The 21,090-nt window shown below is 64.0% G+C and carries 13 protein-coding genes and 1 pseudogene; 8 read left to right on the top strand and 6 right to left on the bottom strand.

What is annotated here, in order from left to right; translation table 11 throughout:
• Nucleotide 1: 1 nt before the first annotated feature.
• Complete coding sequence (locus X730_RS149985; RefSeq protein WP_023702501.1) at nucleotides 2-958, bottom strand: N-acetylmuramic acid 6-phosphate etherase; 957 nt, start codon at nucleotides 956-958, stop codon at nucleotides 2-4.
• A 199-nt stretch (nucleotides 959-1,157) separates the two neighbouring features.
• Between X730_RS149985 and X730_RS149990 the strand changes: the two genes are divergently transcribed.
• The 6 genes and pseudogenes from X730_RS149990 to X730_RS150010 all read left to right on the top strand — a co-directional run bounded on the left by X730_RS149990 (nucleotide 1,158) and on the right by X730_RS150010 (nucleotide 8,274).
• Complete coding sequence (locus X730_RS149990) at nucleotides 1,158-2,036, top strand: N-acetylglucosamine kinase (protein WP_023702502.1); 879 nt, start codon at nucleotides 1,158-1,160, stop codon at nucleotides 2,034-2,036.
• Nucleotides 2,033-2,815: a GntR family transcriptional regulator gene (locus X730_RS149995; RefSeq protein WP_023696933.1), complete on the top strand. Its 783-nt coding sequence runs from the start codon at nucleotides 2,033-2,035 to the stop codon at nucleotides 2,813-2,815. Before X730_RS149990 ends, X730_RS149995 begins: the two co-directional genes overlap by 4 nt.
• Complete coding sequence (locus tag X730_RS150000; protein WP_023684262.1) at nucleotides 2,812-3,843, top strand: SIS domain-containing protein; 1,032 nt, start codon at nucleotides 2,812-2,814, stop codon at nucleotides 3,841-3,843. Before X730_RS149995 ends, X730_RS150000 begins: the two co-directional genes overlap by 4 nt.
• On the top strand, nucleotides 3,840-5,015 hold the full coding sequence (gene nagA, locus X730_RS150005; RefSeq protein ID WP_023826470.1) for an N-acetylglucosamine-6-phosphate deacetylase: 1,176 nt from the start codon (nucleotides 3,840-3,842) through the stop codon (nucleotides 5,013-5,015). Before X730_RS150000 ends, nagA begins: the two co-directional genes overlap by 4 nt.
• Before the next feature lie 9 nt (nucleotides 5,016-5,024).
• Nucleotides 5,025-6,147 (top strand): annotated as a pseudogene (locus tag X730_RS01000000164485) (NAD(P)/FAD-dependent oxidoreductase).
• A gap of 72 nt (nucleotides 6,148-6,219) precedes the next feature.
• Nucleotides 6,220-8,274 carry an ABC transporter ATP-binding protein/permease gene (locus X730_RS150010; RefSeq protein WP_023816378.1) on the top strand — a complete coding sequence of 685 codons (2,055 nt, stop codon included), beginning with the start codon at nucleotides 6,220-6,222 and terminating at the stop codon, nucleotides 8,272-8,274.
• Nucleotides 8,275-8,346: 72 nt separating this feature from the next.
• Here X730_RS150010 and X730_RS0133850 read toward each other — a convergent pair whose 3' ends face one another.
• The 5 genes from X730_RS0133850 to X730_RS150030 form a co-directional block, all read right to left on the bottom strand.
• Entirely contained in the window at nucleotides 8,347-9,858 is a 1,512-nt protein-coding gene (locus tag X730_RS0133850) for a malonyl-CoA synthase (protein ID WP_031196999.1), read from the bottom strand.
• A 230-nt stretch (nucleotides 9,859-10,088) separates the two neighbouring features.
• Nucleotides 10,089-10,826 (bottom strand): GntR family transcriptional regulator, encoded by a 738-nt coding sequence (locus X730_RS150015; RefSeq protein ID WP_023694237.1) that lies wholly within the window; start codon nucleotides 10,824-10,826, stop codon nucleotides 10,089-10,091.
• A gap of 494 nt (nucleotides 10,827-11,320) precedes the next feature.
• Nucleotides 11,321-11,998 (bottom strand): ribulose-phosphate 3-epimerase, encoded by a 678-nt coding sequence (rpe, locus tag X730_RS150020; RefSeq protein WP_023746599.1) that lies wholly within the window; start codon nucleotides 11,996-11,998, stop codon nucleotides 11,321-11,323.
• A gap of 303 nt (nucleotides 11,999-12,301) precedes the next feature.
• Entirely contained in the window at nucleotides 12,302-16,159 is a 3,858-nt protein-coding gene (locus X730_RS150025) for a hypothetical protein (RefSeq protein ID WP_023826469.1), read from the bottom strand.
• A 10-nt stretch (nucleotides 16,160-16,169) separates the two neighbouring features.
• The gene (locus tag X730_RS150030; protein WP_031196998.1) at nucleotides 16,170-18,425 is read right to left on the bottom strand and encodes a hypothetical protein; all 2,256 of its coding nucleotides are present in this window, start codon (nucleotides 18,423-18,425) and stop codon (nucleotides 16,170-16,172) included.
• Between the two features lie 202 nt (nucleotides 18,426-18,627).
• Here X730_RS150030 and X730_RS150035 point away from each other — a divergent pair, with 202 nt between their 5' ends.
• Together X730_RS150035 and X730_RS150040 are read left to right on the top strand one after the other, a co-directional pair.
• The gene (locus X730_RS150035; RefSeq protein ID WP_023826467.1) at nucleotides 18,628-20,220 is read left to right on the top strand and encodes an ABC transporter substrate-binding protein; all 1,593 of its coding nucleotides are present in this window, start codon (nucleotides 18,628-18,630) and stop codon (nucleotides 20,218-20,220) included.
• 6 nt (nucleotides 20,221-20,226) lie between these two features.
• Nucleotides 20,227-21,090, top strand: a complete 864-nt coding sequence (locus X730_RS150040; RefSeq protein ID WP_023689945.1) for a hypothetical protein — start codon at nucleotides 20,227-20,229, stop codon at nucleotides 21,088-21,090.

Raw genomic sequence — 21,090 nt, 5'->3', positions numbered from 1 at the left:
GCTAGTCTCCCTGTTGACCTTTTTCAGGTTCGGTTTTGAGAACAGGGGCCTTCGCGCCCTTGTTCCCCTCGATCGCGGAAAGGGCTGGCCGCAGCTTCTGGCCGGTCCCTTCCAGTATCTTCTCGGCCGCAACGGCGTTGGCAGCGCCGGCGGCGAGCAGAATGGCTGTCTTGACGACGCCGCCGCTCGCTTCGAGCAGCCGCACGGCGTCTTGCCGGTCGCGGCCGCTGATAGCGGCGACGATGCGAGCCGCGCGGTCGCGCAGCTTGATGTTGTCGGCGGTGAGATTGACCATGTAGCCGTCATGGACATGGCCGAGATGAATGGCGGTAAGCGTCGACAGCATGTTGAGCGCGATCTTCTGGGCAGTGCCGGCGCCCATGCGCGTCGAGCCGGCAATCACCTCCGGTGGCGTCTCGAGCAGGATGGCGACGTCGGCCAGCCTGAGCAGGGGCGTGTCCTTGTTGTTGGCAATGGCGATGGTTGCCGCGCCCCGGCTGCGCGCATCCTTCAGCGCCTGCACCGCATAGGGCGTCGAGCCGCTGGCCGAAATCGTGATCAGGCAGTCGCCCTTGCCGATGCCGGCGCCGGCAATTGCCGTCGAGGCTTCGTCGGTGTCGTCTTCCGGTCCGCCGGCCAGGGTCTTGAAAGCGTCGTCGCCACCGGCGATGAGGATGGCGATGCGTTCGCGCTTGATGCCGAAGGTGCCGGGCAACTCCAGCGCGTCGGCCAGCGCCATCAGGCCGGAGCTGCCGGCCGCAGCATAGGCGAGCTTGCCGCCGCCGTTCAGCCGCTCGGCGATGATTTCGGCTGCGGCGGCGATGGCGGGAATGGCGTCGCGCACAGCCTTGGCGGCCTCGATCTGCGCATTGACCAAAGAAGAAAGGATGGCGTCCGGGGCCTGGATGTCCAGTCCCTCGGCATTGCTGTGAAGCGCTTCGGTGCGCGGTTCGGTCATCCCTGTCCCTCCGATGGAAGAACAATACCAAAAAAATACCACTTGTCCACACGCATTAACGAAATTGCGAACTGGAAATCGTTGAGCCGGCAAAATTCCCGGGTTTTTCAACCTGATACGCCTTAATCTTTTTGAAACGGAAATTAATCCCTTGGCTATTGGTATTTTATTGGTATTATCCGCCCGGAGGAGACATCGCGTGAAATTCGTGCTCGGTATCGACGGCGGCGGCACCAGCTGCAGGGCAGCCCTTGCGACAGGCGATGGCGTTGTCATTGGCCGTGCCAAAAGCGGCGCCGCCAACATCCGCACCGATCTCACCGGCGCTCGCACCCACATCGTCGAGGCTGCTCGTCAGGCCTTCATCGCCGCCGGGCAAGATCCGGACCTGATCCCGCAGACACCAGCCATTCTCGGCCTTGCCGGCGCCAATGTCGGCACCTACCGCCAGCAGCTTGAAGCAATCCTGCCGTTCAGCATCAGCCGCGTCGAGACGGACGCCGAGATCGCGCTCGAAGGGGCAGTCGGCTCTGGTGACGGCGCCATGGCCATCCTCGGCACCGGCACCGCCTATATGGCGCGCAAGGGCGGCACGTCGCGCGCCATCGGCGGCTGGGGCTTTCAGGTCGGTGATCAAGGCAGCGGCGCCCGGATCGGCCGCGACCTGCTGGAGCAGACGCTGCTCGCCCATGACGGCGTCCGGCCGCGCTCAGTCCTGACCGACAGCATGATGGGCATTTTCCGCAACAATCCCGAAGACGTGGTCGAGTTCACCACCAATGCCAAGCCCGGCGATTTCGGCGGCTTCGCGCCCAAGGTTTTCGAGCATGCCGAGAAGGGCGACAGCGTCGCCAACTGGATCGTGGACAAGTCGGTTGCCGATGTCGAGGAGTCGCTCCACGCGCTCGACCTCTCTGATGACGCCCCGCTCTGCCTGCTCGGCGGGCTGGCGCCGCTCTATGGGCCGCGCCTTTCCCAGCGCTACCAGGCGCTGGTGAAAGCGCCGCTCGACGATGCGCTGGGCGGCGCCGTGCAGATGGCGGCCCGCATCTTCGCCAAAGCGGAGGCGACGCGATGAGCGACGCCGCCGACCAGATCTTCGCCACGCTGAAGCAGTCGTCGCAGAGCGGCGCCCCGCTCTATCTGCAGCTCAGGAAAAGCATCGAGGACGCCGTCAATCGCGGCCTGATCGGGCCGGGCGATGCGCTGCCTTCCGAGCGCGACATCGCCACCAAGGCCGACATTTCGCGCGTCACCGTGCGCAAGGCGGTGCAGGATCTGGTCAAGGGCGGCATCCTCGTGCAGCGCCACGGCTCCGGCACCTTCGTCGCGCCGCGCATGGAGCGCGTCGAGCAGTCGCTCTCCAGGCTCACTTCATTTACCGAGGACATGGCAAGGCGCGGCATGGCGGTGCGTTCAGCCTGGCTCGATCGCGACCTCTACCCGCCCTCGCCCGACGAGATGATGGTGCTCGGCCTGTCGTCGAACGAGCTGGTGGCGCGCGTGGCGCGCCTGCGCATCGCAAACGACACGCCGCTGGCCATCGAGCGCGCCTCGTTGTCGGCCAGCGTGCTGCCGGATCCGGCCGGGATAGGCTCGTCACTCTATGCGGCGCTGCAACTGACCGGTAACCGGCCGGTGCGGGCGGTGCAGCGCATATCGGCCGCCAATCTCGGCGACGCCGATGCGCGTCTGCTCGAAGTGCCATCCGGCATTGCCGGCCTGCACATCGAACGCATTTCCTATCTCGCGAGCGGCAAGGTGATCGAGTTCACCCGCTCCATCTACCGCGGCGATGCCTATGATTTCGTCGCCGAATTGCGCCTGACAGGGCCGAGCGAAGAGGGCCGACCATGATCCCCAAGACCACCCATATGCGGCGCGAGATCGACGAAATTCCGCAAGCCGTCGCTCGCCTGCTCGATGGCTCGGCGGCGGTGCTGACCGAGGCCGGACGCGGCATTCGCGAGCGCGATCCGAGCTTCGTCGTTACCGTCGCGCGCGGTTCGTCCGACCATGCCGCCACCTTCATGAAATATGCCGTCGAACTGACCGCCGGCCTGGCCGTCGCTTCGGTCGGCCCATCGGTCGCCTCGATCTACGGCGCCAAGCTCAAGCTCGCCGGTTCGGCTTGCCTCGCCATCTCGCAATCCGGCAAAAGCCCTGATATCGTCGCCATGGCCGAGACGGCACGAGCCGGCGGTGCGCTCACCGTCGCCATCACCAACACCGCCGATTCGCCGCTGGCGCGGGCTTCGGATTTTGCCATCGACATTCTGGCCGGCCCCGAGCGCAGCGTCGCGGCGACCAAGACATTCGTCAATTCGGCGGTCGCCGGCCTGGCGCTGATGGCGCATTGCACCGGCGACGACAGACTGCTGGCCGCCCTTGCCCGCCTGCCCGAGCATTTCAGCAAGGCGATCGCCTGCGACTGGATGGCGCTGGCCGGCGCATTGGAGACGCCGCAATCGCTGTTCATCCTGGGACGTGGCCCGTCGGCGGCGATGGCCAACGAGGCGGCGCTGAAATTCAAGGAGACCTGCGGCATGCATGCAGAGGCCTATAGCGCCGCCGAAGTCATGCACGGCCCGCTGGCCCTGGTCGGGCCAGGCTTCCCGGTGCTGGCGCTCGCCGCCCGCGATGCCTCCGAGCCGTCCGTGGCAGAGGCTGCCGACAACCTTGCCGGCAAGGGTGCAGCAGTTTTTGTAACCTCGGACAAAGCCAAGAGCGCGGCGCGGCTGCCGCATGTCGCCACCGGTCATCCCTTGACTGACCCGCTGACGCTGATCGTCTCCTTCTACGGCTTCGTCGAAGCCTTCGCCCGCCATCGCGGCCTCGATCCGGATGTACCGCGCAATCTGCGCAAGGTGACGGAAACCGTATGAGCGACCGTTTTGCCCTGACTGGCGCCCGAATTTTCGATGGCGACGGCTGGCATGACAACGCCGCCCTTGTCGTGCACGGCGATGTGGTCGAAGGCATTCATCCCGTCGGCGCCATTCCGTCGGGCGTTGCCCGCATCGACGCCGGGGGCGGCATGCTGGTGCCGGGTTTTGTCGACCTGCAGGTCAATGGCGGCGGCGGCGTCATGCTCAACGACCATCCCGATGTCGCCTCGCTGGCAACAATCTGCCGGGCGCATGCGCCGTTCGGCACGACCGCACTGCTGCCGACGCTGATCACAGATACGCCTGACATCACCGCCGCGGCCATTGCCGCCGGCACCGGGGCGGCACGGCAAAAACTGCCGGGATTTCTCGGCCTGCATCTCGAAGGGCCGCATCTCTCCGTCGCTCGCAAGGGCGCGCATGAACCGGCGCTGATCCGGCCGATGACGGATGCGGATGAAGCGGCGCTGGTCGCGGCACGCAAAAACCTGCCGGTGCTGCTGACGACGATAGCGCCTGAATCCGTCGAGCCTGCCCGCGTTGCGGCCTTGGCCAAGGCCGGTGTGATTGTCAGCCTCGGCCATTCCGACACCGGCTACGCCACGGCCAGAGCCTTTGCCGATGCCGGCGCCAGCGTGGTCACACATCTGTTCAACGCCATGAGCCAGATCGGCAACCGTGAGCCGGGGCTGGCGGGTGCGGCCATCGACATAGGCAGTCTGTCGGCCGGGATCATCGCCGACGGCATCCATGTCGATCCCGCCACCATGGCAATCGCGCTGCGCGCCAAGCAGGGGCCGGGCAGGATCGTGCTGGTCACCGACGCCATGGCGACGATCGGCACCGACATGACGTCGTTCACCCTTAACGGCCGCATCATCTATCGCAAGGATGGCAGCCTGAGGCTGGCCGACGGCACGCTGGCCGGCGCCGATCTCGATATGATCTCGGCCGTCCGCTACATGCACAGGATCGTCGGGCTGGACCTGTCGGAAGCGTTGCGCATGGCCTCGCTCTATCCGGCGCAGGCGGTCGGCCAGGCCCACCGGCTCGGCCGCTTCGCCAATGGCACGGCTGCCGATATCGTCGCTCTGTCGGACGCCCTCGACGTCAACGGCGTCTGGATCGGCGGCGACAAGGTTTTTGCAGGCGCGGACAGTCCGCGCTAAAGTCCACCCATGCATGATGTCGACTGCGTTGTCGCCGGAGCCGGTGTTGTCGGCCTCGCCATTGCCCGCGCGCTGGCGCTGTCGGGCCGCGAGGTGCTGGTGGTCGAGAAGGCCGCAGCCATCGGCACGGGCACCAGTTCGCGCAATTCGGAAGTCATCCATGCCGGGCTTCATTATACGCCGGGCAGCCTGAAGGCCCGTCTCTGCGTCAACGGCCGCGAGCGTCTCTATGCCTATTGCCGCGAGCACGACGTCGCCCATCATCGCACCGGCAAACTGATCGTTGCCGTCGAACCCGACCAGTTGGACAAACTGCAGGCGATCCAGATCAACGCGGCGCAATGCGGAGTCGGTGACCTCAAGCTTTTGACGCGCGCAGAGGCCGAAAGCCTGGAACCGGCGCTGAGCTGCGCCGGCGCGCTGCTGTCGCCGTCGACCGGCATCGTCGACAGCCAGGCGCTGATGCTGTCATTGCGTGGAGACGCGGAAGCGGCCGGCGCATCTTTCGCCTTGCTCACCGTTGTCTCAGGCGCGAGCATCGAAGCCGACGGCATCCGGATCGACACGCGCGACGCCGATGGCGAGGGTTTCACCTTGAAGACCGGCGCCTTCATCAACGCCGCCGGCCTCGACGCGCAGGCGCTCGCCGGCCGCATCGAAGGCCTCCCGCAAGACCGTGTTCCGCCGCTGTGGCTGGCGCGCGGCAATTATTTCGCGCTTTCCGGTCGCTCGCCCTTTTCGCGGCTGATCTATCCGGTGCCAGTCCATGGCGGCCTCGGCGTGCATCTGACCCTCGACATGTCGGGGAGCGCGCGCTTTGGCCCGGATGTCGAATGGATCGATCGCGTCGACTATACCGTCGATCCCGCACGAGGCGATGCCTTCTACGACGAAATCAGGCGCTACTGGTCCGGCCTGGCGGACGGCGCCCTGCAACCGGCATATGCCGGCGTCAGGCCGAAACTGTCCGGTCCAGGCCAGCCGGCCGCCGACTTCGTCATCCGGGGACCGGCTGACCACGGGGGCGGTCAGATCGTGAATCTGTTCGGCATCGAGNGGCATCGAGAGCCCTGGCCTTACCGCCAGCCTCGCCATCGCAGAACATGTCGTTGGGCTTTTATATCAGCAATGACGGGCGTTTCCTGAAACGTCGGGCAGGCGCATACCATGAAACCTTTTGATATGGAGGTCGTTGTCGGGGCATATGTCCGAGGCAAAACCCAAATCGAAACCGGCCGACGGCATCGAAGCGCGCGATGCCACGAAGTCGCGTCGGGAAAAGCCGTCACGGCAAACGCGCGGAGATGGACCGCGCGAGGGCACGCCGCGCGAGAAAAAAGCATCGGCCGCCGAAGCCGCGTCCGAGCCCGTTGGCGAGGCTGCGCCGCCGCCGGATGCCGTCGAACCCGATCCCAAGCTGACGCCGGAGCAGGCCGAGCAGGCGCGCAAGAAATATCTGCTGCGGCGTTTCTGGATCAGCGGGCGCGGCTATTGGGGGAGGCATGGCGACAAGCTCGCCTGGCCTTTGACGATCGGAGTGCTGCTGCTGATCTGCATCAACATCGGTTTCCAGTATGGCATCAACGTCTGGAACCGCTCGATGTTCGATGCCCTCGAGCAGCGCAACGCCCGCACGGTCTATCTCCTCAGCGCCGTATTCGTGCCGCTGGTGATCTGCAGCGGCAGCCTTGTCGTCGCGCAGGTCTACCTGCGCATGACGATCCAGCGCCGCTGGCGTTCCTGGCTGACCACCGGGGTCGTCGCGCGCTGGCTGGCAAACGGCCGCTACTACCAGCTGAACCTCGTGGGCGGCGACCACCAGAACCCCGAGGCCCGCATGACCGAGGATCTGCGCATCGCCACCGAGTCGCCGGTCGATTTCACCGCCGGCGTCCTCAACGCGTTCCTGTCGGCCTCGACCTTTATCGTCGTGCTGTGGACCATCGGCGGCGCGCTCACCCTGCCGATCGGCCGTGAGAGCATCACCATTCCCGGCTTTCTGGTCATCACCGCGATCATCTATGCCGCCATCACCTCGACCTCGATGGTGGTCATCGGCCGCGATTTCGTCCAGCTCTCCGAGCGGAAGAACCAGGCGGAGGCCGAACTGCGCTACACGCTGACGCGCGTGCGCGAAAACGGCGAGAGCATCGCCTTGCTGGGAGGCGAGGACGAGGAGCGCAGCGGAATCGACAGAAATTTCGGCCACGTGCTGAGGCAATGGGCTCTGCTGACCGGACAGCACATGCGCACGGCGGCGGTGTCGCAGGGATCGAGCCTGTTTGCGCCGGTCGTGCCGATCCTTTTGTGCGCGCCAAAATTCCTCGAAGGCTCGATGACGCTTGGCGAGGTGATGCAGGCGGCGTCTGCCTTTGGCATCGTGCAAGGCGCGTTCGGCTGGCTGGTCGACAACTATCCGCGCCTTGCCGACTGGAACGCCTCCGCGCGGCGCATTGCCTCGCTGATGATGTCGCTAGACGGGCTCGAGCGCGCCGAGCAGAGCGATGCGCTCGGACGCATCAACCGAGGCGAAGCCGAAGACGGCGCCATCCTCAGCCTCGACAATCTTTCCGTGACACTCGACGACGGCACCTCCGTGGTCAAGGAAACCGAGGTCGTGATCGAGCCGGGCGAGCGGGTGCTGGTTTCAGGCGAATCCGGTTCAGGCAAGTCGACGCTGGTGCGGGCCGTCGCGGGCCTGTGGCCATGGGGCGGCGGCAGCGTCAATTTCCACACCGACAGGCGCCTGTTCATGCTGCCGCAACGCCCCTACATCCCTTCCGGAACGCTTCGCCGCGCGGTCGCCTATCCCGCGGCGGCGGACAAGTGGACCATCAAGCAAATCAAGGCTGCCCTCGACAAGGTGGGGCTTGGCTATCTCACCGGCAGGATCAAGGAAGAGGCGCCATGGGACCAGACGCTGTCGGGCGGCGAAAAGCAACGCCTCGCCTTCGCGCGCCTGCTGCTGCATCGCCCCGATATCGTGGTGCTGGATGAAGCGACTTCGGCGCTCGACGAGAAGAGCCAGGACACGATGATGTTGACGGTGATCCGCGAACTGCCTGACGTCACCATCATCAGCGTGGCGCATCGTGCGGAGCTCGAAGCCTTCCACAGCCGCAAGATCACCCTGGAGCGGCGCGAGGGCGGCGCCAAGCTCGTCAGCGACGTCGACCTCATCCCGCGCAAGCGCAAACGCAGCCTGCTGAACCGCGCTTTGTGGGGTTCCAGCACTCGGGTGAAAAAGCCGCGCAGGTAAAAGGCGCCACTGCCGAACCGCGAACAGATGTCCAGGCGAAGCGCTTGGGCAAAGACATTAGCCGGCTATGGATTAGCCGTAGAGACCCTTGTAGGTCTCGCGCAGCAGGTTCTTCTGCACCTTGCCCATCGTGTTGCGCGGCAGCTCATCGACGAAGATCACCTGCTTCGGGTGCTTGTATTTGGCCAGCTGGCCGGCAATGGCGCCAACGATCTCGGCCCCGGTGATCTGCGATGCCGGCGCCCGCACCACGACAGCGGTGACGCCTTCGCCGAAATCGGGATGGGCAATTCCGATGACGGCACTTTCCAAGACGCCGGCAACGGCGTCGATCTCGCTCTCGATCTCCTTGGGATAGATGTTGTAGCCGCCGGAGATAATGAGATCCTTGCCGCGGCCGACGATGTGGACGTAGCCGTCCGCGTCGATGATGCCGAGGTCGCCGGTGATGAAGAAGCCGTCCTTGCGAAACTCCGCCTTGGTTTTTTCCGGCATGCGCCAATAGCCGGAAAAGACATTCGGACCTTTGACCTCGATCATGCCGACTTCACCCTGGCCAAGCGCATCGCCGCTGTCAGGGTCGGCGATGCGCAGCGAAACGCCGGGCAGCGGGAAGCCGACCGTGCCGGCCCGACGCTCGCCCTCATAGGGGTTCGACGTGTTCATGTTGGTCTCGGTCATGCCGTAGCGCTCGAGAATGGCGTGGCCGGTGCGCTCGCGCCAGGCGTTGTGCGTTTCGGCGAGCAGCGGCGCCGAGCCGGAAACGAACAGGCGGATGTTCTTCGCCGCCTGGGCATCCAGCCCGTCCTGCTGCAGGAGCCTGGTATAGAAGGTCGGCACCCCCATCAGCACTGTCGCGCGGGGCAAGAGCGAGACGATGCGGCCGGCGTCGAATTTCTGCTCGAACAGCATCGAGGCGCCGGCCATCAGGGTGACGTTGGTGGCGACGAACAGGCCGTGCGTGTGGAAGATCGGCAGGGCATGGATCAGCACGTCATCCCCGGTGAAACGCCATTGCTCGACCAGCACGCGCGCATTGGAGGCCAGGTTTTCGTGGCTGAGCATGGCGCCCTTGGAGCGTCCGGTGGTGCCCGATGTGTAAAGGATTGCGGCCAGATCGTTCGGCCCGCGCGCCACGGCGTCGAAATCCGTGGGCTGTTGTGCCGCCAGTTCGGTCAGCGAGCCCTCACCATTGCTGCCAAGCGTGAAGGTGGCAGCACCCGACGCGTGCGCCAACGGCGCGATAGCGCCGGCGCGGGCCGGGTCGCAGACGACCAGCCGCGGCTCGGCATCACCGAAGAAATAGCCGAGTTCGGCCAGCGTGTAGGCGGTGTTGAGCGGCAGGAAGACCGCGCCGGCGCGCAGGCAGGCGAGGTAAAGGAAAATGCATTCAGGGCTTTTTTCGACCTGCACGGCAACGCGGTCGCCCGGCTCGACGCCGAAATGCCTCAGCGCATGTGCCAGCTGTGCCGATTGCGCCAGCATGTCGCCATAGGCGATCGCGCGTCCGTCATCGGTCGCCATCAGGATGCGCTCGGAGGCTGAAATCCGGCTGCGGAACGCGTCGAACAGGTGATTGGTCATGCGCATTCCCTAGAGATGATGCCGAAAAGTGTGAAGCGGTTTTCGGAGGACATCATGCTCTATCCCTTTGATTTAGAGCCGGATGGCCTTGGAACAAAGGAAACGATTTCGCCTCCGTCCGGCAAAAACGTGAAATCGGGTTTGCCGCCGATCAGATGAAGGCAAGCGGACTTGGATAACGGGCGATTTTGGATAGCGGGCGGATTTTGGATAGCGGACCGGAAGCGCTTCTATCTGCGGCTGCGCAGCGCCTTGGTGGCGCTCACGCGTGGATCGCCGCTGTCGTTGAAGCGCTCCATGCACATGGCTGCCGTCAGACGGTAGTGGTTGAGGAGGGCTTCAACGGCGCCGTCGGCATCGCCATCCACCGTGCGCTCCGCAATCAGCCGATGTTCACTGATTTCGTCGCGCTCGCTGCCGTCCTGGGAGATCAGCCGGTAACGGGAGGCCTGATCCGAAAGCTGGTCGCAAAAGCCGGTCAGCCAATGCGAGCGGCAGCCTGCGATCAGTGCCCGATGGAAGGCGCGGTGCAGCTTTTCCCATTCCGGATTGTTCGAGGACGGATCCTCCGGCAAGCGGCGCGGGGCACGCGCCAGGCGATGCAAGGCCAGCACGAGCTGCTCTTCCCATTCGCCGGTGCGGTTGGCAATGGATTCACGCAGCGCCCGCTCTTCCAGCCAGCAGCGGGTGCGCGTCAATTCCTCGAGTTCCGGGGCACTGACCGGCATGATGAAGAAACCGCGCTGGTCGTGGCGGCCGAGCAGGCCTTCCGAAGCAAGTCGGTTGAGGGCCTCGCGAACCGGTGAGGCGCCGGCGCCGTAACGGGAAACCACCCATTCGACACGAAGCTTGCTTTCACTTTCAAACACGCCGCGCAGGAGATCGTCGCGAAGCTGTTGATAGACCGTACTAGCGAGTGTGCTCTTGGGTCCCGCGCCTTCGCTCACATCGGCAGATCCGTAGGTCAATATGACTCCTGTAGCTCTCCCATGCTCCGCTAGCCCGTTCGCGAAGCAAACGATTTCCCCTGTAAATTTACTGTAACTCCTAAGGCATCCGCCCCTCAAGCGAAAGATCACGATATTCGACTTAAAGAGGAAGGTTGACCGCATCTTATCCGCCGGAAGTAACTAAAATCGTGAAAAACTTGTTCTTCTGAAGAAAGTTTGTCTGCCAGCATGGCAGGTGCCCTCGAGAAACAGCTTCGAGATCCCGAATACGGATAATTTTTTCTTAACGCGCGTCATGCCGCCGGATTGACCTCTCCCCGCATGCAGATCCCTTCGGCAGTTATCCACTAGATTTATGGGCCAAAACTAGTGCCGGATGCCGCGATCCTGTCGCTTGCCGCGATGCCCTTGCGGCTGCCACCCGTTGACGGCTTTTTGGGAGATCGAAGGATCAGGCAGGGAGATCAGGCCGAGGAGAACCGACCAGCCGGGAACTTGCCCTGGAACTGATGTCAGCCGGCAGCCCGGTCGGCCGCGGTTCGGATGGCTTCTATATTGGCCCGGTAGGCTTCGACGCTGCCGCCCTTGAAGATGGCGGCGCCTGCCACCAGCACATCGGCGCCGGCTGATGTGACCAGGGGGGCGGTTTCCGGCGACACGCCGCCGTCGATCTCAATGCGAATCGGCCGGTTGCCGATCAGCGCTTTCACCCGCTTGACCTTGTCGACCATGGCCGGGATGAAGGCCTGGCCGCCAAAGCCCGGATTGACGGTCATGATCAGGATCAGGTCAAGCCGGTCGAGCACATATTCGATCGCACTTTCCGGCGTCGCCGGATTGAGCGATACGCCAGCCTTCTTGCCGAGATCCTTGATGGTCTGAAGCGAGCGGTCGAGATGCGGTCCGGCCTCGGCATGCACGGTCATGCCGTCGCAGCCGGCATCGGCAAAGGCGGCCAGATAAGGATCGGCCGGCGCAATCATCAAATGGCAGTCGAAAAAGGCCTTGGTGCGGTTGCGGATGGCCTTGATCACCGGCGGGCCGAAGGTGATGTTGGGCACGAAATGCCCGTCCATCACGTCGAGATGAATCCAGTCGGCGCCGGCCGCCGCCACCGCCTCGACCTCGTCGCCGAGCTTCGAGAAATCCGACGCCAGCACCGATGGCGCGATCAGGGTCTTCCTGCTCATGATGCGGCCCCTTTGGGCGCCCTGTTTGCGGGCGCGGCCTTGACGACTGCTAGAGCAATTCCAGGAAAAGTGGGAACGGCTTTCCGTCCGGAATTGCGTGAAAACAAAGAGATAGAGCGGTTCGGCGTTTCCACGAAACGATGAACTGCTCTAGACCATGATCCCGAAAAGGGAAAGTCGGTATTTGCTGCGCCCGGCAGCGGGTTCGGCGAATACCTGGCCGCCCGATCGCCGCAGCGCGCCCAAGGAAAACCCCGCCGGATCGCTCCGACGGGGCTCTGAATTTTGACTCGTATCCAGATCCTATGGCTTGAAGTTGGCCGCCGGATCCCTTTGCGGCTGTACCTGCGTCTGCGGCGTGCGCTTCGGTATGAACTGCTGAAGGACACCTGGATTGAGCAACAGGGTCGGATCGAGCGACGGCTGCTGCCGGATGGCTCTGCAGTTCGGGAACCGACCAACGGTGCCTTCGGGGCAGCGCCGCCTGATGATCGGCACGCACTGGCCGCCGACCATCTGCGAGCCCGGGGCGCAGTCTCCCACCTGCGGCCTCGGCTTGCGGCATGCGCCGTCGATCACCTGGGTGCCGCGCGGGCAAACACACTCGCCGCGCTTGTTGTGCACCTGGCCGCGTATGTCGCACTGTTCCAGCACAGGCTTCTTCTGCCGGCAGGCATTGCCTTGCACCTCGGTACCCCGCGGGCAGACACAATTGCCGTTGGCGTCGTGGACCTGGCCGCGGATCGAGCACTGCTCGGGCTTCGGCCGGATCGGCCGGCAGACCTTGCCCCTGACTTCTGTGCCGTCCGGGCAGACGCAATCGCCATTGGCGTTTTGGATCTGACCACGGATCGAGCATTGTTCAGGCTTTGGCCGGATCGGCCGGCAGGCTCCATTGCGCACCTCTGTCCCACGCGGGCAGACACAATCGCCATCGGCGTCATGAACCTGGCCGCGTATGCCGCACTCCTGAGGCTTCTGCTTGTCGCGCACGCAGGCATTTGCCTGTCGGTCGAGATGCGTACCTTCCGGGCAGTAGCAGCCATTGCCGTCCGACGTCGGGACCGAACCGGGGATGGTGCAGCCAGGCTTGTCGGTCTTGACGCAAGCGCCGTTCTCAAGCTCGGTTCCGCGCGGGCAGACACAGCGTCCATCCTCGGTGCGGATCTGGCCCTTGAGCAGCACGCAGGGCCTCGGATCCTTCGGCTGGATGATGACGCCGCCGTCGGGCGAGCACTGGCCGTTGCGGAACGTCGTGCCTTCCGGACACACGCACCGGCCGGCATCGTTCATGACGAAGCCTGGCGAGCATTCCTTCTTCACCTCGCGCTTGATGGTGAACGGATGGCAGGCATAGGCCTTGCCGCGATCGCCCTGGACGTTGGTCAGGTCGCCGGGCAGTACGTCGCCGCCGCCTTGCACCCTGGTGTCGGGAGACAAGACGCCGACGCAGTTCTGGCCGCTGACGTTGCCCCGCAGATTGACCAGGGGAGCGTCGGGAAGGACCACGGTGACCTTGTGCACATGGCTTTCCCCGGCGCCGAGCGTCAGGTTGGCAATGCAGGTCAACGGCAAGGTCGTCGGTTCGGGCGAGCAGCCAAAGGGCGGTTCGATCGAGGTGATCGCGACGCCTTGCAGCCGCCCCAGGCCGTCCACCCCGATCGCATCGCCGATGCGGACCGGACCGGAGAAGGCGGTCTGGCCATCATTGGTGATGGTGATCTCGAACGAGCAGGGTTGCCCCGGCTGGCACTCGGCATCGCCGGTCTTCTTGACGCTAATGGTGGACGTGCCGCCGCCCTTGGCGCAGGCCTGGCCGATCGGGTAGACGACGTCGTCTCCAGGGGCCGGGCCGTATGAGCCGCGTGCGCAGTTCTCGAACGCGCCATTGGCCAAGACCGTCACGTCGAAGTGCCTGGAGGTTCCGGGCGTCATCGCGGCGCCGGGTATCTGGCATGACAGCGCATTGGCCGGAACCGCTCCGCAGGCCCATTCCGCACCGTCGGGTGTGACGGTCTGGATCTGGACCGGCGCGCCACCCGATATCAGCGTGGCAGCATCGTTGACCCGCACCGGACCGGTGGGGGCAGAGGTGCCAAGGCTGATGACGGTGATGCGGCAGGAAACCACCGCCGCACCGGCGAGCGAGCCATTGCAGACCTTGGTGATGCGTAGGGTCGGCTTGCCGCCATTGGGATGACGGAAGCGTTCCTTGGCGCAGGCCTTGTTGTTGGTGAGGTCGACCTCACCGGAGACGGGCTTCAGCGCCGCGCAGTTCTCGACCGAATCCGACTGGTAGCCGGCCGGCATGACCGCCCTGACGACGATCGGCGTCGATGCGCCCGGCATCAGCACGATGCCGGCATTGTCGCAGCGGAACTGGCCGGGACCGTTCGGTCCGCATGTCCAGGGCGGAGACGGGCCGAAGGTCGAAGAGGCCGGCGCGCCGCCCGGGTAATTGTCGACAACCGTCAACGGCCCATTATAGGGGACGCTGCCATTGTTGATGATGTCGATCACGAAGTAGCAGATGCCGTCGGGCGTGCAGACCGGGATGCGGGCACGCTTCTTCAGGATCAAGTCGACCTTCTTGTCGACTGGGGGCCGGCAATCGCGGTCGCGGTCGCCACGCCGGCAGATCGGGATCGAGGCACAGCCGCGATCGTTCTGCTGGCTGCCGAACAGCGGCTTGCCGCTGGCGCCGTAATTATAGGTGGCGCAGTTGCGCAACGCGCTGCCTTGCCAACCACCCGCCGGCTTGAAGCCGAGCTTGAGGTTGATGGAGGCCCCCGGATTGAGCGTGGTCACCGGATAGGTGCACGTCATCGGGGTCACGCCGGGCATGCATACCCAGGGCGGGTTGGGCCCTGAATCCAGAGTCGAGCCGGCCGGCAGCGTCACCTCGTCGAGCACGATCTTGCCGTGATACGGCCCGTCGCCGACATTGGTGACCTTGATGGTGAAGTCGCAGCCGCCGCCCATCGTGCAACGCGTCACGTCGGCGCGTTTCTCGACCTTGAGGTCCGGTTCCTTGTCCTTGGGGGGACATCTCAAGTCACGCGGGATGACGATGTCGATGGTCTGCGTGCAGCATAGTCCCCAACCCTCCTTCGGGCCGGCATAGGTCTCGATGCCGGTGACGATGAGGTGGATGACGTCGCCGGGCGATGCACCGACGATCTTCCAGTTCAGCACACCGCCGCCCGCCGGCACCAATTGCGTGTCGGGGATGATGGTGATGCCTGGGGTCGTCGTCGATACCTGCACCCATTTGCCGCCCATCTCCGGGCCGACAGGCATGTGGTAGATGAACGCGCCGCCGCCTTGCACGCAATCGACCGTGCCGCGCTCCACCTTGAAACATTCCCGGTCGGGAGGCGGAGGCCGCTTGTCACAGTTGGTGAGGTCGATCTTGATCGAGGTCTTGGCCCCGGTCTTGTAGTCGCCGTCGTCGGGCTTGCCCGGATCCTGCGACGGGATGATGGCCCCCGTGCCGACGCCCGGCGTCACCTTGATCATGCCCTGGTTGTCGACGATTGTCGGCGAAGGAAACGCCGCATGGTCGATCTTGGCGGTGATCTTGAAATTGATGACGCGTTCATTGCCAGCCCCAGCGCCGTCGAGATCGGTGGTGGAAATCCGGAAATCGGAAACCCTTGCCGTATCGTTCGGATTAGCCGAGGTGCTGATTGTCGCACCCGGCAGCGGTCCGCCAGACGCATCCGTGCCGTCGCCGGACACGTTGACGTTGACGATCGCAAGACCGTGCGGAAGCTGATCCTTGAAGTCGAGTTGGAGTTTCTTCAGCCTGGCCGAAAAGCTTGGGTCGGCAAAGCCTTGCGAGTCGCCGCGCAGGCCAAAGCTCAGGGAGTAGACGACGTAGTCGCAGCTCCTCTGTGTGCCTGTTTTGGTGAAGAACGGCACGATCCGTTCCGGCCTCGGATTGACGATTTTTGAATTGTCGAGGTCGAGCCGCAGTTCCGGAGTGATCGGGACTGCATCTTCGGCGTGGCTTGCCACAGGGGTGAACATGGCGACCGCGATACCGGCCGCCATCAGCCAGCGCGCGCCGCGCCTGGCATATGACAGGGGTTTCATGATGGTCTCCATGACGTTGGATTGACTGCTGTTCGCGGTCGGGGAAAGTGCGAGATTTTTCATCTTCCCCTCCTCAACGTTCGCAGCTGACGGCTGGGGTTCTGAGCGGCAAAGTCATCTTGCAGCAAGGGTAGTAGCCACCCTTGTCCTTGTCGGACTGCCTGTAGAAGCAAAGTCCAACATCGACTCTGTCGCCCGGAGAATGGCCGGTGATGTCGACCGTGTAAGGCTTACCGGGAGCATGCGACTGGGGTGATGTCACCCCGACGCCTGGTGTCATGGACTGGACCTTGATCGAATCGCCGCCAAAGCCGGCATGGTCATGGAGATAGAGGTCGGCCTGGAGGCCGCGAGGCGTGCAGTAGAACTGAACATCCTCGACATCGATGCACGGAGGCAGATCGCCGGGCGGTGGGAAGCCCGGCGGATAGAACGGCGGCAGATAACCGCCTGGGATCTCTTCATAATAGCCGGCACGGCCGTCGCAGGGGTGCCAGACCTCGACGTCGCCGACATGGCCTTCCACTTCTGGGTCTTCGAAATAGCCGTCGAAGTCGACGAACCACGAGCCGAAAGGCGGCACGTTGGCCGGCTTGACCAACGGCGTCGGCGTGATCTGCACGCCGTGCACGGCAAGCGGCCCGCCGGCGGCGAGCTGGTCGGCAAGTGTCGGGTTGTCGCGCAGCTTGTCGCCGGTGTTGACCAGCGTGTCGGTGCACACGCCGGTGTCGAGATTGCCGTCGGCGTCATAGCCATATTGCAGGTCGAGCCCACCGGCCGACTGCCGGTTGCCTTGCGGGAAGCCGACTGCATATTCCTGCGGCTCTTCCACCCAGACCGATTCCGTCGCCGGATCGTCCGGGTTTTCGCGCCAGTAGCGGATGACCTCGCCCTTGCCGGAATCGGCGAACTGGCTGTAATCGTAGCGATTCTCGACCGGGCCGCCCTGCGCCAGATACATGAAGCCCTGGTTGTCGAAGGCGATGTCGGTGACGGCGTAGTCCTTGTCGGCCTTGACCGTCAGCTCCCAGCGCGGATCACCGGCAAAGCTGCCATCGCGGGCAATGCCAACCGACCAGATCTCGGCCTTTTCGCCGACCGAATAATAGAGCCGGCCGCCATGATAGGCGACGGACCAGACGCGGCGTTCGTCCTGCGTGTAGCCCCATGTGTCGGGGTCTTCCGAGTCGAAGGCAGCACCCTGTATGTCCATCACCGCACCGTCATCGGCGACGGGAGCCAGCCCATGCGCCGGCCGCCCGGCAACGCCGTGATCGAATGTGTCGATCAGCGTGCCGTTGGCGTCGAGGCGGTGGATGAAGCCCGTGTCGAGGTCGCTGGCGAAGAACTCGCGGTGATTGCTGTCGAAGCTGATGTCGCCGATGCCGGAACCGCTGTTGGTGTCAATGTCGGCGAATTTGGAGACCGCGCCGGTGATGCCGTCGATCTTCCAGATCGTGCCCGGACCGCCACCGCTTTCGGTGCCGAACTGGCCGTCCATGAAGACGGCGCCTGCGGTTCCGCGGCGCTGTCGCTCGGGCCGACCGTCGGCATCTTCGTCCGGGGTGACGATACGGATGCCGTGCAGCGAGGTCGCGCCGGCATAGAGGTTGGGGACGCCCGTGGGAACGCCGTCGCGCACACCGTCATCATAGGTAATGGCGAACACCTGGCCGATCTGTTCGGCCGTCACCTCGAAAGGCGGCGGCGTGTAGACGAGCTGGCCGGAAGCCGGTCCGCCGAGCGCCGAAACGTCGAAGACGCGCAAGGTGGCGCGCGTCGTGTCGATGAAGGTTTCGTCGACCGGGTCGACGCCGGGCGGCAGCCCCCCCCTTTCGGAATCGGCAGAGTCGAAATTGGGAATGACGGTGCCGGAAAATCCGGTGACCGCCATCGAGCCGGGATAGATGATCTGGGTTTCCTGCGCTTGGGCGGCTGTGTCCAACCAGAGCGTGGCGCTCAGCGCCAGGGCAAGCAAACCGCCGGCCAGATGGAGCGAACGGCGCAAACCGCCGCTTGGAGACGACATGGACGCGCCGCGATCGCAGGACATAAAACTCCCCCCGAAGTTTTCGGGAGGAACATCCGGTCCGGCCGCGCGAAACAGGGCAAGGCGCGGCGTTCCGGCACGTTCGTCCCTGATCGAATTGTCTGCTTTCCTCATCTTCACGATACGCCTGCTCCTGCGCAGGGTCAACGGAATCAGCCGAAAGCCCAGCGCATCGACTCCATCCCGAAGGCGGTGGTCGCGCTGAGCTTGCGTTGGTCCCGGAGACCGTGGAGCCTCTGGGGTCCTGGTCATGGGGGCATCCTTTCCGGCCCGCACCATGCGGCGCCTGGTCGTCAGTCGCAGGCTGAAGCGGAAAGGTTCATGCAAAACGGCGGCCGGGTCTGTCCGCCATTTCACAGAGGCGCGGCCAATTCCTTGTGTCAACTCAAGGTGGAAAACAGTCTTGGCGCGCGAAAGACCGGCCGGCTTACTTACCGTCAGTGCCGGCTTCTGCTAGCGTCTTCCCAACCCTGGGGGGATCATGACACGCAGGCACTTCGTTCTCTTGCTGGCGGCGCTTTTTCCATGTGCGTTGCCGGTCCATCAATCCGTAGCCAAGACCTTGGTCTACTGCACCGAGGTTAGCCCCGATACGTTCGATCCCGCACTCGCCTCCGGATCCCGCGACGCCTCGGCCACCGCTCTCTACAACCGCATGGTCGAGTTCGAGCCCGGCACCACCAAGGTGCGCCCCGGCCTTGCCGAAAGCTGGGAGATTTCCGACGATGGCCTCACCTACACATTCCACCTGCGGCAGGGCGTGAAATTCCACAACGTCGAGGGCTTTACGCCTAGTCGCGACTTCAATGCCGATGACGTGCTGTTCACCTTCGACCGGCAGGCCAACGCGCAGAACCCGTTCAACAATTACGCCAAACGCCAGTACATTTACTTCGACGGCATCGGCATGCCGGATCTTGTCGCCGGTTGGCGCAAGCTTGACGACCATACTGTGGTGATGACGCTGAAGGCGCCGCATTCGCCGATGCTTGCCGACCTGGCGATGGATTTCGCTTCGGTCGTTTCCAAGGAATATGCCGACAAGCTCGTCGCAGAGAAGCGGCTTCTCGACTTGGCGCTGAAGCCGGTCGGGACGGGTCCGTTCCAGCTTGTCGACTACCAGCAGGATGCAGTCATCCGCTACAAGGCCAATCCGGACTACTGGCGCGGCAAGCCGAAGATCGACGATCTCGTCTTCGCCATTGCCACCGATGCCAGCATTCGCATGGAAAAGCTGCGCGCCGGCGAATGCGATCTCATGCCCTATCCAAATCCGGCCGACCTGGAGGCGATCAAGGCGACGCCCGGAATCAAGGTCATGCGGCAGGAGGGCCTCAATACGGGATACCTCGCCTTCAACACCTTGCAGAAGCCCTTCGACGATCCAAGGGTGAGGAAGGCGATCGCCATTGCCATCGACACGCAGGCGCTGGTCGACGTCGTGTTCCGCGGCACCGGTGAAGTCGCACGCAATCCGCTGCCGCCGACCTCCTGGGCCTATGACAAGACGAGCCCCAATCATGTCTTCGACCCCGCTGCCGCCAGGCAGGGGCTCGCCGATGCCGGCGTAAAAGACCTGCACATGAAGATCTGGGCGATGCCGGTGCAGCGTCCCTACAACCCGAATGCGCAGCGTATGGCCGAAATGATCCAGTCCGACCTGGCAAAGATCGGTGTCAACGTGGAAGTCGTGACGTATGAGTGGACAGAATACCTTGCGCGCTCGAAGTCACGCGACCGCGACGGCGCCATGCTGTTCGGCTTCACCGGCGACAATGGCGACCCCGACAACTTCCTGTCGGTGCCGCTTGGCTGTGCCGGCGTCGGCACCACCAATCGTGCCAACTGGTGTTTTCCGGCCTTCGACGATCTGCTCAAGCAGGCAGCCGGGATCGTCGATCCCGCTGCCCGCGCAAAACTCTATTCGCAGGCGCAAACGATCTTCAGGGAGCAGATGCCGTGGGTCGCTATCGCCCACTCCGTGGTCTCGATGCCGATGCGCGAACAGGTGACGGGCTATGTTATGGACCCCTTTGATCACCATGATTTCTCGGGCGTCGATATCAAGGAATAGCGTTCGGTGTCTGCCGCCGATCTCGATGTCTATGTAGAGAGCCTGCGCAATTTCCGACTGGTGCGGAGCTATAGCATCGCGCAGTTGCTGCCTTACCTGGAACAGGCTGGATTGAAAGTGCGCCTGCTCGACCGGCCAGCCGGCCGAGATCGGGCGCCGGTGGCCTTTCTGCATGTCGACCTGACAGTCGTGCCGCCAACGTACCGCGGGCTCGGCCACCTCTACGACCGCACCATCAATGGCCGCGCGCTGTCCATCCACCGGCACCTTTATTCGACACTGAAGCTGGAGGCAGGCGACAGCCACGAGGGGCCGGTTGTCGTCAAGACGGTCCTCAACTCCAGGGGCCGACCAGAGCAGCGCTGGTGGCAGCATCGCAACGGCCTGACCAGGAGCGCGCATGCCATCCGCAAGCTCTTCGAACCCGGCTACAAGGACCGCCTGTGCCCGCCCTATAAGGTCTACCAGACGATCGGCGAGGTTCCGCGGGATGTATGGCGCAACAATCGCCTGATGGTGGAAAAGTTCGCTTTCGATACGCTCGACCTGCCCATCGTCAAGCACCGCTACATGTTCCTGCTCGGTGCCGAGGTCAACATGCGGCAGGTCTACGACGATGTGTTGTGCGCCGGCTCAAAAATCCTGAGCAATGAGGTGGGCGGCGCCGTCCCGCCGGAGGTGCTGGCGGTGCGGCAAAGGCTCAATCTGGATTTCGGCGCCATCGACTATTTCATCGTCGACGGCAAAGGTATTGTCGTCGATGCCAACAAGACCGTCGGCTCAAATCCGGAATGGCTGAAGAAAAACCGCTTTCGCCGGGAGTTCAACGATCGCATGGCCGAGGCGCTGATCGCCTTTGTCCGCGGTTGA

Origin of the sequence: Mesorhizobium sp. L103C131B0, assembly GCF_000502275.1 — a bacterium.
Taxonomy (GTDB): domain Bacteria; phylum Pseudomonadota; class Alphaproteobacteria; order Rhizobiales; family Rhizobiaceae; genus Mesorhizobium.
This window is presented reverse-complemented; position numbering and strand designations above follow the sequence as displayed.

Excerpts from the sequence above, each read along its gene's own strand:
- X730_RS149985 (WP_023702501.1), bottom strand. The coding sequence starts at position 958 with ATGACCGAACCGCGCACCGAAGCGCTTCACAGCAATGCCGAGGGACTG.
- X730_RS149995 (WP_023696933.1), top strand. The coding sequence starts at position 2,033 with ATGAGCGACGCCGCCGACCAGATCTTCGCCACGCTGAAGCAGTCGTCG.
- X730_RS150000 (WP_023684262.1), top strand. The coding sequence starts at position 2,812 with ATGATCCCCAAGACCACCCATATGCGGCGCGAGATCGACGAAATTCCG.
- nagA (WP_023826470.1), top strand. The coding sequence starts at position 3,840 with ATGAGCGACCGTTTTGCCCTGACTGGCGCCCGAATTTTCGATGGCGAC.
- X730_RS150010 (WP_023816378.1), top strand. The coding sequence starts at position 6,220 with ATGTCCGAGGCAAAACCCAAATCGAAACCGGCCGACGGCATCGAAGCG.
- X730_RS0133850 (WP_031196999.1), bottom strand. The coding sequence starts at position 9,858 with ATGACCAATCACCTGTTCGACGCGTTCCGCAGCCGGATTTCAGCCTCC.
- rpe (WP_023746599.1), bottom strand. The coding sequence starts at position 11,998 with ATGAGCAGGAAGACCCTGATCGCGCCATCGGTGCTGGCGTCGGATTTC.
- X730_RS150025 (WP_023826469.1), bottom strand. The coding sequence starts at position 16,159 with ATGAAAAATCTCGCACTTTCCCCGACCGCGAACAGCAGTCAATCCAAC.
- X730_RS150030 (WP_031196998.1), bottom strand. The coding sequence starts at position 18,425 with ATGGTGCGGGCCGGAAAGGATGCCCCCATGACCAGGACCCCAGAGGCT.
- X730_RS150035 (WP_023826467.1), top strand. The coding sequence starts at position 18,628 with ATGACACGCAGGCACTTCGTTCTCTTGCTGGCGGCGCTTTTTCCATGT.